Annotated in this window: 13 protein-coding genes; 8 read left to right on the plus strand and 5 right to left on the minus strand. The window is 52.8% G+C overall.

Annotated features, from left to right (window positions below; genetic code table 11):
• Positions 1-75: 75 nt before the first annotated feature.
• Together pgm and seqA are read right to left on the minus strand one after the other, a co-directional pair.
• A complete protein-coding gene (gene pgm / locus ICA20_RS17025) occupies positions 76-1716 on the minus strand; it encodes a phosphoglucomutase (alpha-D-glucose-1,6-bisphosphate-dependent) (protein WP_038638831.1) in 1641 nt (546 codons plus the stop codon).
• 24 nt (positions 1717-1740) lie between these two features.
• On the minus strand, positions 1741-2283 hold the full coding sequence (seqA, locus tag ICA20_RS17030) for a replication initiation negative regulator SeqA (RefSeq protein ID WP_038638828.1): 543 nt from the start codon (positions 2281-2283) through the stop codon (positions 1741-1743).
• A 193-nt stretch (positions 2284-2476) separates the two neighbouring features.
• Between seqA and ybfF the strand changes: the two genes are divergently transcribed.
• The 8 genes from ybfF to ICA20_RS17070 all read left to right on the plus strand — a co-directional run bounded on the left by ybfF (position 2477) and on the right by ICA20_RS17070 (position 10118).
• Complete coding sequence (gene ybfF / locus ICA20_RS17035; RefSeq protein WP_038638825.1) at positions 2477-3250, plus strand: esterase; 774 nt, start codon at positions 2477-2479, stop codon at positions 3248-3250.
• 128 nt (positions 3251-3378) lie between these two features.
• Positions 3379-3666 (plus strand): LexA regulated protein, encoded by a 288-nt coding sequence (ybfE, locus tag ICA20_RS17040; RefSeq protein WP_038643079.1) that lies wholly within the window; start codon positions 3379-3381, stop codon positions 3664-3666.
• A gap of 155 nt (positions 3667-3821) precedes the next feature.
• On the plus strand, positions 3822-4352 hold the full coding sequence (gene fldA / locus ICA20_RS17045; RefSeq protein WP_003022839.1) for a flavodoxin FldA: 531 nt from the start codon (positions 3822-3824) through the stop codon (positions 4350-4352).
• A 289-nt stretch (positions 4353-4641) separates the two neighbouring features.
• A complete protein-coding gene (gene fur / locus ICA20_RS17050; protein ID WP_003022836.1) occupies positions 4642-5088 on the plus strand; it encodes a ferric iron uptake transcriptional regulator in 447 nt (148 codons plus the stop codon).
• A 127-nt stretch (positions 5089-5215) separates the two neighbouring features.
• The gene (tcuR, locus tag ICA20_RS17055; protein WP_038638820.1) at positions 5216-6142 is read left to right on the plus strand and encodes a tricarballylate utilization LysR family transcriptional regulator TcuR; all 927 of its coding nucleotides are present in this window, start codon (positions 5216-5218) and stop codon (positions 6140-6142) included.
• Between the two features lie 97 nt (positions 6143-6239).
• On the plus strand, positions 6240-7643 hold the full coding sequence (gene tcuA / locus ICA20_RS17060) for an FAD-dependent tricarballylate dehydrogenase TcuA (protein ID WP_038638817.1): 1404 nt from the start codon (positions 6240-6242) through the stop codon (positions 7641-7643).
• Positions 7630-8769 (plus strand): tricarballylate utilization 4Fe-4S protein TcuB, encoded by a 1140-nt coding sequence (gene tcuB / locus ICA20_RS17065; protein WP_038638814.1) that lies wholly within the window; start codon positions 7630-7632, stop codon positions 8767-8769. The genes tcuA and tcuB overlap by 14 nt, the downstream gene beginning before the upstream one ends.
• Before the next feature lie 53 nt (positions 8770-8822).
• Positions 8823-10118 carry an MFS transporter gene (locus ICA20_RS17070; RefSeq protein ID WP_038638812.1) on the plus strand — a complete coding sequence of 432 codons (1296 nt, stop codon included), beginning with the start codon at positions 8823-8825 and terminating at the stop codon, positions 10116-10118.
• Positions 10119-10162: 44 nt separating this feature from the next.
• Here ICA20_RS17070 and chiQ read toward each other — a convergent pair whose 3' ends face one another.
• The 3 genes from chiQ to glnS form a co-directional block, all read right to left on the minus strand.
• The gene (gene chiQ / locus ICA20_RS17075; RefSeq protein ID WP_038638809.1) at positions 10163-10495 is read right to left on the minus strand and encodes a ChiQ/YbfN family lipoprotein; all 333 of its coding nucleotides are present in this window, start codon (positions 10493-10495) and stop codon (positions 10163-10165) included.
• 49 nt (positions 10496-10544) lie between these two features.
• Positions 10545-11951 carry a chitoporin gene (gene chiP, locus ICA20_RS17080; protein ID WP_038638807.1) on the minus strand — a complete coding sequence of 469 codons (1407 nt, stop codon included), beginning with the start codon at positions 11949-11951 and terminating at the stop codon, positions 10545-10547.
• 433 nt (positions 11952-12384) lie between these two features.
• Positions 12385-14052, minus strand: coding sequence for a glutamine--tRNA ligase (gene glnS, locus ICA20_RS17085; RefSeq protein WP_038638804.1), 1668 nt, complete (start codon positions 14050-14052; stop codon positions 12385-12387).
• Positions 14053-14099: the final 47 nt, after the last annotated feature.

Consider the following 14099-nt stretch of genomic DNA (forward strand, 5'->3'; position numbering starts at 1 on the left):
CGGATCAGCATACATGCTATCCGGCTTTTGTATTCATGCCGGATGGTGACGTTAGCGTCTTATCCGGCCCGGGATTTACGCGCTTTTCAACACTTCGCTGACGATCTCAACCGCTTCTTTTTCGATCTGTTTGCGGTGTTCTTCGCCGAGGAAGCTTTCGCAATAGATCTTGTAAGCGTCTTCCGTGCCTGACGGACGCGCGGCAAACCAGCCGTTGTCAGTCATCACTTTCAGACCGCCAATGGAAGCACCATTGCCAGGTGCCGCGGTCAGACGTGCGGTGATCGGGTCGCCCGCCAGCGTGCTGGCGCTTACCATTTCCGGAGACAGCTTAGACAGCGCCGCTTTCTGCGCAGAGGTCGCGCTCGCCTGCAAACGATTGTAGCTCGGCGCGCCGAAGCGAGCAGCCAGTTCGTTGTAGTGTTCTTGCGGGTTCTTACCGGTCACAGCGGTAATTTCTGCCGCCAGCAGGCACATGATGATGCCGTCTTTGTCGGTCGACCACGGTGTACCGTCGAAACGCAGGAAAGAAGCGCCCGCGCTCTCTTCACCACCAAAGCCAAAGCTGCCATCGAACAGACCGTCAACAAACCATTTAAAACCGACCGGCACTTCCACCAGCTTACGACCCAAATCGTTGACCACGCGGTCAATCATTGCCGAGGAAACCAGCGTCTTACCGACGGCAACATCTTTGCCCCACTGCGGACGATGCTGGAACAGGTAGTTGATCGCCACCGCCAGGTAGTGGTTCGGGTTCATCAGCCCCGCCGGGGTGACGATACCGTGACGGTCATAGTCCGGATCGTTGGCAAAGGCCAGATCGAACTTGTCACGCAGCGCCAGCAGACCCGCCATCGCGCACTCGGAGGAGCAGTCCATACGGATTGCGCCGTCTTTATCGAGATGCATAAAGCGGAAAGTCTGATCAACGTGGTCGTTAACGATAGTCAGGTTCAGGTTGTAGTGCTTCGCAATACGCTTCCAGTATTCGATACCGGAACCGCCCAACGGATCGACACCCAGCGTCAGACCCGCTTTCTGGATCGCCGCCATGTCGACGATATCCGCCAGTCCTTCCACAAACGGTTGAACCAGGTCCTGCTCTTTAACATGACCCGATGCCAGCGCCGCGTCCAGCGACATACGCTTCACGCCTTGCAGACCGTCAGCCAGCAACGCGTTAGCCCTGTCTTCCACCACTTTGGTGACGTTGGTATCTGCCGGACCACCGTTTGGCGGGTTGTATTTAATGCCACCATCTTCCGGCGGGTTGTGGGACGGCGTGATCACAATGCCATCAGCCAGCGGGCCGCCTTTTTTGTTGTGGACCAGGATGGCATTCGACACGGCAGGGGTTGGCGTAAAGCCGTTGTTTTCCTGCACGATGACGTCAACGCCATTCGCCGCCAGCACTTCCAGCACAGAGATAAAAGCCGGTTCAGACAGCGCGTGGGTATCCTTGCCCACATAGCACGGGCCAGTAATCCCGTTTTTCGCACGTTCTTCAGCAATCGCCTGGGCGATAGCCAGAATATGCGGCTCGTTAAAACTATGACGACCTGCACTGCCGCGATGCCCGGACGTACCGAACTTGACGGCGTGCTCAGCGTTCCCTGCCGTTGGTTTCAGTACATAGTACTGTGCCGTCAGTTGGGCGACGTTAATCAAATCACTCTGTTGCGCAGGTTGACCTGCACGGTTGTGGATTGCCATTGCCTGGTCCTTCTAATGCAAGGATTAAATTGTTCCGCAAACCTTTTCAATCAATTCCGCAGGGAATTGCATTGACTGCATGATGTGCTCCACCATGCTGCATTTACGGCCGGTGTTGGTATTGGTGATCACCCAGTACGGCGTGCCTGGCACGTGTTTCGGTTTGGTTTGATTACCATTTTTCAGCAGCGTCTGTTCATCTGCCGCAAAATAAACGCGCGTCCGGCCATGCAACGAATCCGTTGCTTCGGCGAATGCGTTTTGATCCAGAGAATAGAGTGTAGACAGCACCAGCATAAAGCGATTTACTGCTTTCTTCTGTTCCGCATATTCATCGGACAGCAGCAGTTCACGCATCGCGCGCACTTTATCTTTTACGGGGTTAACCGGCTTAGCTTCCACGACAGGTTGCACAGCGCGGACTTCTTTTACTACCGGAGTGACAGGCTGTGCTGCGGCGGAAAATTTCAACATACGCCGTAAAATGTCGGATGCGCTCTCGCCGATATGCTTGGTATGGCTGGCAATATAGCTATAGAGTTCATCATCAACTTCAATCGTTTTCATCTTAATCCAGTGCAGTGTTTAGCTGAATACAAGTTGTTGGGTTAACACGCGTAGTGTAAAGGCAAATCCCAACAGCGGATAGCGTCAAGCCTGGTGGCTGATAAAACTCGGAGTAACCGTAGTTGTTGCAGCCCTGTGGCAGAATGGTCAACATGATACCCTAACCCGTGAGTGTGAAAAAAAGAACTTTGCCATGAAATTGAATATCCGAGCGCAATCTGCGCAAAACCTGCACAATAATTCTCCCATCGTCCTGGTTCACGGCCTGTTTGGTAGCCTGGATAACCTGGGGATCCTGGCACGCTCCCTGGTGGTCGATCACGATATCATCCAGGTTGATATGCGAAATCATGGCCTCTCGCCCCGCTCGCCTGAGATGAATTATGCGGCCATGGCGCAAGACCTGGTGGATACGCTGGACGATCGACAGATCGAAAAAGCGATCTTTATTGGTCACTCGATGGGGGGAAAAGCCGTCATGGCGTTAACCGCGTTAGCCCCTGATCGTATTGATCGGCTGGTGGCTATTGATATTGCGCCGGTTGACTATCATGTGCGCCGTCACGATGAGATTTTTGCGGCAATCAATGCCGTAACCGAGGCACAAGCGTCCTCGCGCCAGCAGGCAGCAAGCGTCATGCGCCAGCATCTGCAAGAGGAAGGTGTTATTCAGTTTCTGCTGAAATCCTTTGTTGACGGCGAGTGGCGCTTTAACGTTCCTGTGTTGTGGGATCAATATCCCAATATCGTCGGTTGGCAAACCCTCCCGGCATGGGAGCACCCGGCATTGTTTATTCCAGGCGGTAACTCCCCTTATGTCACCGAAGCGTATCGCGAGCAGCTGCTGGCACAATTCCCGCAGGCTCGGGCGCACGTTATCGCAGGCGCGGGGCATTGGGTACATGCGGAAAAACCTGAAGCAGTGCTGCGGGCCATCCGTCGTTATCTTAACGAACCGGCTAACTGATTAAAAACTCAGCGTCCGTGCGCGATTACGCGCGTGGGCGTTGGCGTGCCTCTCCTGCTGATGTATTATGGCGCGCTATCCATCCGGGCGGACGCCTGGCTGATTGTTTCCCCGAAGTCACCAAGATCATGGCCAAAGAACAAACGGACCGTACGACATTAGATCTGTTCGCGCAGGAGCGTCGCCCGGGACGACCCAAAACTAATCCGCTCTCGCGTGATGAACAGTTACGTATAAATAAACGTAATCAGCTTAAACGTGACAAAGTTCGCGGGCTTAAGCGTGTCGAACTGAAACTGAACGCTGATGCCGTTGACGCGTTAAACGAGCTGGCCGAGGCGCGCAACATGAGTCGCAGTGAACTCATCGAAGAGATGCTGATAACCCAACTCACCGCATTGCGCGGTCAGGCATAGTCTGAATTTCTGCTCTAAATCATAAATCGTGTAGCACAGAGTGCAGTCCCGCGTGTTTGCTGTTTCCGCATGCCTGACTGTTCTGCTATGATTGCCCTTATCCGTGGGCAATGCGCCACCACCATTTCAATAAGTTTCAAGAGGTTATTTTACTCATGGCAATCACTGGCATCTTTTTCGGCAGCGACACCGGTAATACCGAAAACATCGCAAAAATGATTCAAAAACAGCTTGGTAAAGACGTTGCCGATGTACATGACATTGCAAAAAGCAGCAAAGAAGACCTGGAAGGGTATGACATTCTGCTGCTCGGCATTCCAACCTGGTACTACGGTGAAGCGCAGTGTGACTGGGACGATTTCTTCCCTACCCTCGAAGACATTGATTTTAACGGCAAACTGGTTGCATTGTTCGGCTGCGGCGACCAGGAAGATTACGCAGAATATTTCTGCGATGCGTTAGGCACAATTCGCGACATCATTGAGCCACGCGGCGCCACCATCGTCGGTCACTGGCCAACGGCGGGTTATCACTTTGAAGCGTCCAAAGGCCTGGCTGACGACGACCACTTTGTCGGTCTGGCTATCGATGAAGATCGCCAGCCGGAGCTGACCGCTGAACGTGTAGAAAAATGGGTTAAGCAGATCTCAGAAGAACTGCACCTCGACGAAATCATCAATGCCTGATTTCGCGCGGCGCAGATCCTCATCTGCGCCGCATCAATAGATAAAACCAATCAAAATAATTGCTACAAATTTGTAACTTTTTCGTCTGACCCTGTACAATGGCTGGATGCCAATCGGGTGTTGCACAGTGTGTTTGTCGGCGATACCACGTTTTGATTAACAATATATGCCAGAGACTTGCTGTTTTCATTTAACCATGGCAGTTCTATAATGATACGCAATTTCTCAAGTGCAATTTCTGTCACTTCTGTTAATGAAGTGAATCGTTTAGCTACAGGACAGATTCCGCATGACTGACAACAATACCGCATTAAAGAAGGCTGGCCTGAAAGTAACGCTTCCTCGTTTAAAAATTCTGGAAGTTCTTCAGGAACCGGATAACCATCACGTCAGTGCGGAAGACTTATACAAACGCCTGATCGATATGGGTGAAGAAATTGGTCTGGCGACCGTGTATCGTGTGCTGAACCAGTTTGATGATGCCGGTATCGTGACCCGCCACAATTTTGAAGGTGGTAAATCCGTCTTCGAACTGACTCAACAGCATCACCACGATCACCTCATTTGCCTCGACTGCGGCAAAGTGGTCGAGTTCAGCGATGATTCCATTGAAGCGCGTCAGCGTGAGATTGCGGCTAAACATGGTATTCGCTTAACCAACCATAGCCTCTATCTTTATGGCCACTGCGCCGAAGGCGATTGCCGCGAAGATGAGCATGCGCACGACGGCAAATAATGTGACGATTTCTGAAAAGCCAACCATCCGGTTGGCTTTTTTTATGGGCCAAATTTGACCATCCCCCTCTTCCTTCTACGTCAATGTTGCTTTAATGTAAAAATCAATTGCCATTCGGATAGTTGAAATGGAACTTCGTCAACTACGCTATTTTGTGCGTATTGTAGAAACCGGCAGCATGGGTAGCGCGGCGCTCGATCTCAATATCGGTGTTTCGGCACTCAGTCAGCAAATGACGCGCCTGGAAAGCGAACTTGCTATTCGTCTGCTTCAACGCACCTCGCGCGGTGTGACGCCCACCAGCGCCGGACTGGCTTTTTACTCCCAGGCGCAGCTGGCGCTCCGGCATGCAGACGATGCAATCCTCGCCGCGCGCGAGGCCCGACTTTCCGGACACGTCAGCGTCGGTATGGCCCCCAGTACCGCTTCCGTTCTCGGCATGCCATTTATTCACGCCATGCGGGAAAGCTATGCTGATGTTCGCCTGCATGTGGTGGAAAGTCTCTCTGGCAACCTGGAACGAATGATTAATACCCGCCAGATTGATCTGGCTGTCGTGTTTCAAAAAGAAAAGATCCTGCGCTGGAGCGCCAGACCGATTCTTGAAGAACGGCTGTTTTTGATTGGGACCCATGCCCTATTGGCTGATATTGTCGACGACAATATTGCTCCAGCCCAGTTGGCAAATATTCCATTGATCATGCCAAGCCCGGGACACGGTCTGCGCGGCAGGCTGGATGCCATCTGCCAGGAACACGCGCTAAATATTGAGATCGCTACTGAAATTGATGGTCTGGCGTTACTGATGCGCGCCGTACGCAGTGGCATTGGCGCCACTCTTCAGCCCGGTGCGGCGATCTCCCATCTCGATAAAGAAACTCTAAGAGTGATCGGCGTCTATAATCCGATACTTAGCCGCCCTAACTTTCTGGTCAGCCTCTCTGACGATGAACTTACCCCGGCAGGCCTTGCCGCCCGTGTGGTGCTGACGAAAGTTATGCATCAACTGGTGGAAGCAGGAAGCTGGCCTGGCGCTACTCTTTACAATAACTAAAGTACCGTTTAGCACCACATCATAGCGCCCGCACAAGCTGTACGTATACATTTCAATTACAAATTTAACAAATAGTTAAATGGTAATGGAGTATACGATGGTTGATGTTCTGGTGATTGGTGGTGGTAATACCGCGTTATGTGCTGCCTTGACCGCCCGGGAGCAAGGAGCTTCGGTACTCCTGCTCGAAGCGGCCCCCCGGGAATGGCGCGGAGGAAACTCCCAACACACGCGTAATTTACGTTGTATGCATGATGCGCCGCAGGATGTGCTGGTGGACAGCTATCCTGAAGAAGAATTCTGGCAAGATCTGTGGCGCGTCACGGAAGGGAATACCAACGAAGCGCTGGCGCGTCTGGTGATCCGTACCTCTTCACAATGCCGCGACTGGATGCGCCAGCACGGCGTTAACTTTCAGCCTCCTCTCTCTGGCGCTTTACACGTGGCGCGAACCAACGCCTTTTTTATGGGCGGTGGAAAGGCCCTTGTGAATGCCTATTATCGCAGCGCAGAAAAGCTGGGAGTGCAGATCCGCTATAACACCCCGGTTCAGGCGCTTGAACTGCGTAATGGCGAGTTCGTGGCGGCGCTGGCAGGCGAAGAGCGCATCACCGCTAAATCCTGCGTACTTGCCGCTGGCGGTTTTGAGTCTAACCGCGAATGGCTACGAGAAGCATGGGGAGAGAACGAGCGCGGCGAATGGCCAGCGGATAACTTCCTGATTCGCGGCACGCGCTTTAACCAGGGCGTACTGCTCAAATTTATGATGGATGCCGGAGCCGACATTATCGGCGATCCCTCCCAGTCACACTGCGTGGCCATTGATGCCAGAGCGCCATTATATGACGGCGGGATTTGCACCCGCGTGGACTGCGTCTCGCTCGGTATAGTGGTGAACCGGGACGCTGAGCGCTTTTATGATGAAGGTGAAGATTTCTGGCCCAAACGCTACGCCATCTGGGGACGTCTGGTCGCTCAACAGCCAGGGCAGATTGGCTACTCCATCATCGACAGTAAAGCTATTGGCCACTTTATGCCGCCGGTCTTTCCCGGCGCGCAGGCCAATACGTTGGCAGAGCTGGCTCTTCAGTTAGGACTGGATGCCGAACGTTTTACCCACACCGTGATGCAATACAACAACGCCTGCCAGCCAGGTCAGTTCAACCACACCGTTCTGGATAACTGCGCCACCAAAGATTTGCTACCCGCGAAAACGCACTGGGCGCGACCACTGGACCAGCCGCCATTCTACGGCTATGCCCTGCGGCCAGGGATCACCTTCACTTATCTTGGGTTAAAAGTGAACGAACACGCCGCTGTGCATTTTGCCGGGCTTCCAAGCCGTAACCTGTTCGTCGCCGGAGAGATGATGGCGGGCAACGTGTTGGGCAAGGGCTACACCGCAGGCGTGGGGATGTCGATCGGCACAACCTTTGGCCGCATTGCCGGAAAAGAAGCCGCGCTGGCCGCACGTAAGGAGACACGTCATGAAGCAGCTTGAGAAACTGATCATCGAAGCGCAAATTATCACCGAACCGGAAGCTGAAGTTGAACGTGTGATGCAGGTGTGCAATGCCTGTCGCTATTGTGAAGGCTTTTGCGCCGTATTCCCGGCGATGACGCAACGTCTGGAATTCGGTAAAGCGGATATCAACTATCTGGCGAACTTGTGCCATAACTGCGGCGCTTGCCTGCACGCGTGTCAGTATGCCCCGCCTCATGAATTTGCCATCAACGTACCGAAGGCGATGGCGGAGGTCCGGCTCGAAACCTATCAGCATTATGCGCAACCCGCCGCCTTTGGCGCGCTTTATCGTCGCGCGGGCGTAACCGTGACGCTGGCGCTGGTTTTCGGTCTGATCCTGTTTTTACTCCTCGCTATAGGTTTGAAAGGTTCACTATTCCATCCTCCGCTGGCCGGGGATTTCTATCAAATTTTCCCGCATAACCTGCTGGCCTGGATGTTTGGTTCGGTCTTTATTCTGGCGATCGGTTTGCTGATGGCGGGCGTGATCCGCTTCTGGCGCGAGATCTCTCCGGGTATGCCGCGTTCCGCCGAGATTGCTGAAGCCTCACACGATGCGCTGACGCTGAAATATCTCGATGGTGGCCACGGCAAAGGTTGTAACGAAGCGGATGATGCTTTCACCCTGATGCGCCGCCGTTTCCACCACTTTACCTTCTACGGTTTTATGCTCTGCTTTGCCGCCACCGTGGTGGCTACAGGCTATCACTACTTTGCAGGCATAGAAGCGCCCTACCCGTTCTTCAGCCTTCCGGTGATGCTGGGCACGCTGGGCGGCATTGGTCTGGTTGTCGGCCCGGCTGGCTTGCTATGGCTGAATCTTAAACGCTCACCACTACACGGCGACGCACGGCAAAAACCGATGGATCGCGGTTTTATTTTGCTGCTGCTGCTGACCAGTCTGACCGGTCTGGCGTTGCTGGCGGGAAGAGACACCTCATGGATGGCTATTTTACTGGCCATTCATCTCGGCGTGGTCATGGCGCTTTTTCTGACCATTCCTTACGGAAAATTTGCCCACGGATTTTACCGCTGCGCAGCCTTACTCAAGTGGGCGATTGAGAAACGGCGCGGCAAACAAGCGGGGGTCACAGGCGACTAACCCGCAAACTCTTACCTCTATAAATATTATGATAAGACAGTGGAGCAAACCCAATGACACAACAACCATCGCGCGCCGGAACTTTCGGCGCAATACTGCGGGTAACCAGCGGTAATTTTCTCGAACAGTTCGACTTTTTTCTGTTCGGGTTTTACGCCACCTATATCGCAAAGACGTTCTTCCCCGCGGAGAGTGAATTTGCCGGGCTCATGTTGACCTTTGCGGTTTTCGGTTCGGGTTTTTTAATGCGGCCCGTTGGCGCAATCGTGCTGGGTGCTTACATCGACAGAATTGGTCGCCGTAAAGGACTGATGGTGACGCTGGCGATCATGGGCTGCGGTACCCTGCTGATTGCCCTGGTTCCCGGTTACCAAAGCATTGGCCTGCTGGCCCCTGTGCTGGTATTAGTCGGTCGATTATTGCAAGGCTTCTCTGCGGGCGTAGAGCTGGGAGGCGTTTCGGTTTATCTTTCTGAAATCGCCACGCCTGGCAATAAAGGTTTCTACACCAGTTGGCAGTCCGCCAGCCAACAGGTCGCCATTGTGGTGGCGGCGCTGATTGGCTACGCTCTGAATGCCACACTGGGGCACGATGAGATCTCTGAATGGGGCTGGCGCATTCCGTTCTTTATTGGTTGTATGATTATTCCGTTGATCTTCGTCCTGCGCCGTTCGCTTCAGGAAACAGACGCATTTTTACAACGTACGCACCGTCCCGACACCAGGGAAATTTTCACCACTATCATCAAAAACTGGCGTCTGATCGCTGCGGGTACGCTGCTGGTAGCGATGACCACCACGACGTTTTACTTTATTACCGTCTACACCCCAACCTACGGCAGGGCCGTACTCCACCTGAGCGCGCGCGATAGCCTGGTAGTCACCATGCTGGTCGGGATTTCTAACTTTATTTGGCTGCCGATTGGCGGGGCGATATCTGACCGAATTGGTCGTCGTCCGGTATTGATGGGGATTACCGTACTCGCACTGCTTACCACCTGGCCGGTAATGCACTGGCTCACCGCCGCGCCAGACTTCATGCGCATGACGCTGGTCCTGCTTTGGTTCTCGTTCTTTTTTGGCATGTACAACGGGGCAATGGTCGCGGCACTCACCGAGGTGATGCCTGTCTATGTCCGTACGGTGGGCTTTTCACTGGCATTCAGTCTTGCCACGGCGATTTTTGGCGGCCTTACACCAGTCATATCCACGGCGCTGGTCCAGCTAACCGGGGATAAAAGCTCACCTGGATGGTGGCTGATGTGCGCAGCACTTTGTGGACTCGCCGCCACGGCAATGCTGTTTGTCCGACTGAGTCGGGGCTATCAACCAGTGGAACATAAGCTCTGAAAAGCAAACGGGCGGAAAATTCTCCGCCCGTAGCATTTTTCGAATTACTGCGCAGCGTTCTTGCTACGAATTTCCTGCCAGACCTTGTCACAATCAGCATTAACGGATTGATCGTTACCCGTGCGCGTGGCCTGGATACACTGCTGATAATCCAGTACGCGTACGCTTTCTTCATTAGCAAACTGCTGGTGCTGCTTTTCTTTCTTCAACACATTCAGCACGCTTTGGCAGGCTTCAATTTTCTCCGGCGATCCTTGCGCGGTGTTAATACACGCGCTGTAGGCTTCTTTCAGGCGACTGTCTTCTTTCGGCGAAGGGGATTGCGCACAAGCCACCAGCCCTGATGCCATAATGGCGATGAGTATCAGTTTTTTCATAGCACTTTCCTCAACGGAGCGGCAGACGTCTGGTCTGCCGCTGTTGGCATTAGAAGATGGTGAACGGAGCAATAACGATGAACTTCACGTCGCGTTCATCCTGGAAGATGTTGCCATAACCACCGCCCCAGCTCGGAATGTCTGAATGGTTGTCGTACTGGGTGAAGTGCAGTTTAAACATGGTGCCCTTCGCACGACCGTCCTGCAGGGTATAGACCGCATCCAGGCTGTAAGAAGACTCTTCGATAGTCCGGTTTTTGTCGTAGTACGCATCCGGATTGAGCTGCCAGGTAGATGGCTTGGCATCCCAGGCGTAAACGTAGGACGCACCGACTGCCCAACCCGGCAGGTTCCAGTTCTTCAGGTCATACATTGCACCGAAGAAGACGGCCTTTTCGCCGTTGGCGTTGAAGTCGGAGCGGTTGTCCCACCAGATATCCAGACGACCGTTTGATGAGGCGTAGGTCGGGGTCATACGCTGCAGGAAGTACCCCTGCTGCCCGTCCGCTTTAACCCAGGTCCCTTCCAGGCGCAGGTCAACCACTTCCGCCACTTTGTAGCCGAAGGTCAACGCCTGCAGCCAGGCCGTGCCGTCATAAATATCGTTCACGGTGCGATCATCAACTTTGTCGCGCGCGCCGTAGAACTGATAACTGGTGGTAAACGGGTTACCACCTAAATCGAATTTGTAGCTGGCTTTCGCGAAGTACTGATCGACGTAGCCTTCAGACTGACCAAATGCCGCTTCCAGCAACAGGTTATTTTTGAAGTCATATTTCGCGCCGATTGAGTGCAGGTAATCTACGCTGGTCTTTTTATCGGCCTGATAGAATTTATCGACTTCGGTGTGCCACGGCGCTTTATATTCATTGGCCCACATATAGGAGAAGCTCAGTGCGCCGGCATCACCATAGTCGAAGTTGGCACCGGCTTCGGCACCCTGATAAGTACCAGGCATAAAGCTCCAGTGCGGAGCCAATAGCGTCTGCCCGGTTGGTTGAATGTAACCGGCGCGCGCCCAGGTTGGGCCGTATTTAAATTTGGCTGCTGCTTTATACAGGCTAATTCCGCTCTTATCGCCGGAGTAATCTTCGTCATAGCCTTTATTTTTTGAAGAGAATGCGATTTCGTTTGGATGGCCGCTTTCGCTACTTTCGTTCATTTCAATCGCGGTGAATGCTGCGATATCAATACCAAACATATCCGCCGCATAACCGGACTGGAAGTCGAGGTTGGCGTTCCATGTGGAGTGAGAAAGGTTGGTTTTGTATTTGTCATGATCGGTGACATCTTTACGGTCACGCTCACGCTGCCAGTAATAGATGCCGCCGGTTAAAGTGGAGTCATCAATGAAACCTTCGGCGTGAGCCTGGGGAGCGACAACGAAACCCGACATTGCTGTGATACCGGCGATAGCCAGCGCCAGCGTACTACGTTTGCCACTAAACGTACGCATATGTTAATCCTCTTTGACATAAAAATGCTGCCGATAAAAGCGGTCAGCGAAAAAACAAAAATTAAAAAAGTAGTGCTAAGAAAACCTCAGTGACTACAATGAATAGACTATTTTTCGCGACGCGAATTATCAATCTCTTTCTGTAACGAGTATGTAATAGTATGAGCAACCGCACATATTTCATTGCTTTCTGTTACATTTTCATCGGGAGATAAAAAAGCGTTGAAAAAAAGAAAAAACCGCTTGTTTTCCATGGGGATGAAATCGGTTTCAGCCCATTTCATATTGCGGTAAGTTATTTAAAGGCAAAAACATTCAGCCGATTCATTATTACAGGCATGTAATTAATTCGCTCCGCAAATGGAACCTGAGAAACGTTTTGGCGTAAAAAAAACGCCGCATGAAGCGGCGTTTAGACAGGATGTGTTGCGGCTTATTCGCCCGCTTTAGCCCACGTATCGCGCAGACCAACGGTGCGGTTAAACACCAGCTTGTCAGCCGTAGCGTAGCGGCTGTCAAGGCAGAAGTAACCTTCACGTTCAAACTGGAACGCTTTGCCTGCGACCGCGGCCTGCAGCGATGGCTCGCCGTAGCCGTGTTTAATCACCAGGGATTCCGGGTTAATCACGGACAGGAAGTCCTCTGCCGCGCCTGGGTTCGGTACGCTAAACAGACGATCGTACAGGCGGATTTCAATCGGTAACGCATGTGCCGCACTGACCCAGTGAATAACACCTTTTACTTTACGACCATCGGCCGGATCTTTGCTCAGAGTATCGGCATCGTAAGTGCAGAAAATGGTGGTAATATTCCCTTCCGCATCTTTCTCTACACGCTCGGCCTTGATCACGTAAGCATTACGCAGACGTACTTCTTTGCCCATCACCAGACGCTTGTACTGCTTGTTCGCTTCTTCGCGGAAGTCAGCGCGGTCGATCCAGATTTCACCGCTGAACGGCACTTCACGGCTGCCCATTTCCGGTTTATTCGGATGATTAGGCATGGTCACCATTTCGCTCTCGCCCTGCGGGTAGTTTTCAATAACCAGTTTCACCGGATCGATAACCGCCATCGCGCGCGGCGCGTTTTCATTCAGATCTTCACGAATGCAGGATTCCAGAGAGGCGATCTCAATGGTGTTGTCCTGCTTGGTCACGCCAATACGTTTGCAGAATTCACGGATAGCGGCCGCGGTATAACCGCGACGACGCAGGCCAGAGATGGTCGGCATGCGCGGATCGTCCCAGCCCTCAACGTGCTTGTCGGTCACCAGCAGGTTCAGCTTGCGCTTGGACATCACGGTGTATTCCAGATTCAGGCGCGAGAATTCATACTGACGCGGGTGAACCGGGATGGTGATGTTGTCCAGCACCCAGTCATACAGACGACGGTTATCCTGGAACTCCAGCGTACACAGCGAGTGGGTAATGCCTTCCAGCGCATCGCTGATGCAGTGGGTAAAGTCGTACATCGGATAGATGCACCACTTGTTGCCGGTCTGGTGGTGTTCAGCGAACTTAATACGGTACAGCACCGGATCGCGCATCACGATAAACGGCGACGCCATGTCGATTTTCGCGCGCAGGCAGGCTTTACCTTCTTCAAAGCCACCGGTACGCATTTTTTCGAACAGCGCGAGGTTCTCTTCGACGCTGCGATCGCGGAACGGGCTGTTTTTACCCGGCTGAGTGAGCGTACCGCGGTATTCGCGAATTTCGTCCGCTGACAGTTCGTCAACGTACGCCAGACCTTTATTAATAAGCTCTACCGCATAGGCGTGAAGCTGATCGAAGTAATCCGACGAGTAGCGAATGTCACCAGTCCAGTGGAAACCTAACCATTCAACGTCGTTTTTAATCGACTCAACGTACTCGATATCTTCTTTAACCGGGTTCGTATCATCAAAACGCAGGTTGCACTGGCCCTGGTAATCTTGCGCAATACCAAAGTTCAGACAAATGGATTTCGCGTGGCCAATGTGCAGATAGCCATTTGGCTCCGGCGGAAAACGGGTATGGATCGTGGTGTGCTTACCACTGGCCAGATCTTCATCGATGATCTGACGAATAAAGTTACTCGGGCGGGCTTCAGCCTCACTCATCGTGGATTCCTCAAAGCGTAAACAACGTATAACGGAATATGATCTTA

Origin of the sequence: Citrobacter sp. C5_2, assembly GCF_014596845.2 — a bacterium.
Classification (GTDB): Bacteria; Pseudomonadota; Gammaproteobacteria; order Enterobacterales; family Enterobacteriaceae; genus Citrobacter; species Citrobacter werkmanii.

Bases quoted from the DNA above. Each gene is read 5' to 3' on its own strand.
- chiQ (WP_038638809.1), bottom strand. From the start codon at position 10,495: ATGAAAAAACTGATACTCATCGCCATTATGGCATCAGGGCTGGTGGCT.
- pgm (WP_038638831.1), bottom strand. From the start codon at position 1,716: ATGGCAATCCACAACCGTGCAGGTCAACCTGCGCAACAGAGTGATTTG.
- glnS (WP_038638804.1), bottom strand. From the start codon at position 14,052: ATGAGTGAGGCTGAAGCCCGCCCGAGTAACTTTATTCGTCAGATCATC.
- tcuA (WP_038638817.1), top strand. From the start codon at position 6,240: ATGGTTGATGTTCTGGTGATTGGTGGTGGTAATACCGCGTTATGTGCT.
- tcuR (WP_038638820.1), top strand. From the start codon at position 5,216: ATGGAACTTCGTCAACTACGCTATTTTGTGCGTATTGTAGAAACCGGC.
- ICA20_RS17070 (WP_038638812.1), top strand. From the start codon at position 8,823: ATGACACAACAACCATCGCGCGCCGGAACTTTCGGCGCAATACTGCGG.
- fur (WP_003022836.1), top strand. From the start codon at position 4,642: ATGACTGACAACAATACCGCATTAAAGAAGGCTGGCCTGAAAGTAACG.
- ybfF (WP_038638825.1), top strand. From the start codon at position 2,477: ATGAAATTGAATATCCGAGCGCAATCTGCGCAAAACCTGCACAATAAT.
- seqA (WP_038638828.1), bottom strand. From the start codon at position 2,283: ATGAAAACGATTGAAGTTGATGATGAACTCTATAGCTATATTGCCAGC.
- chiP (WP_038638807.1), bottom strand. From the start codon at position 11,951: ATGCGTACGTTTAGTGGCAAACGTAGTACGCTGGCGCTGGCTATCGCC.
- tcuB (WP_038638814.1), top strand. From the start codon at position 7,630: ATGAAGCAGCTTGAGAAACTGATCATCGAAGCGCAAATTATCACCGAA.
- ybfE (WP_038643079.1), top strand. From the start codon at position 3,379: ATGGCCAAAGAACAAACGGACCGTACGACATTAGATCTGTTCGCGCAG.
- fldA (WP_003022839.1), top strand. From the start codon at position 3,822: ATGGCAATCACTGGCATCTTTTTCGGCAGCGACACCGGTAATACCGAA.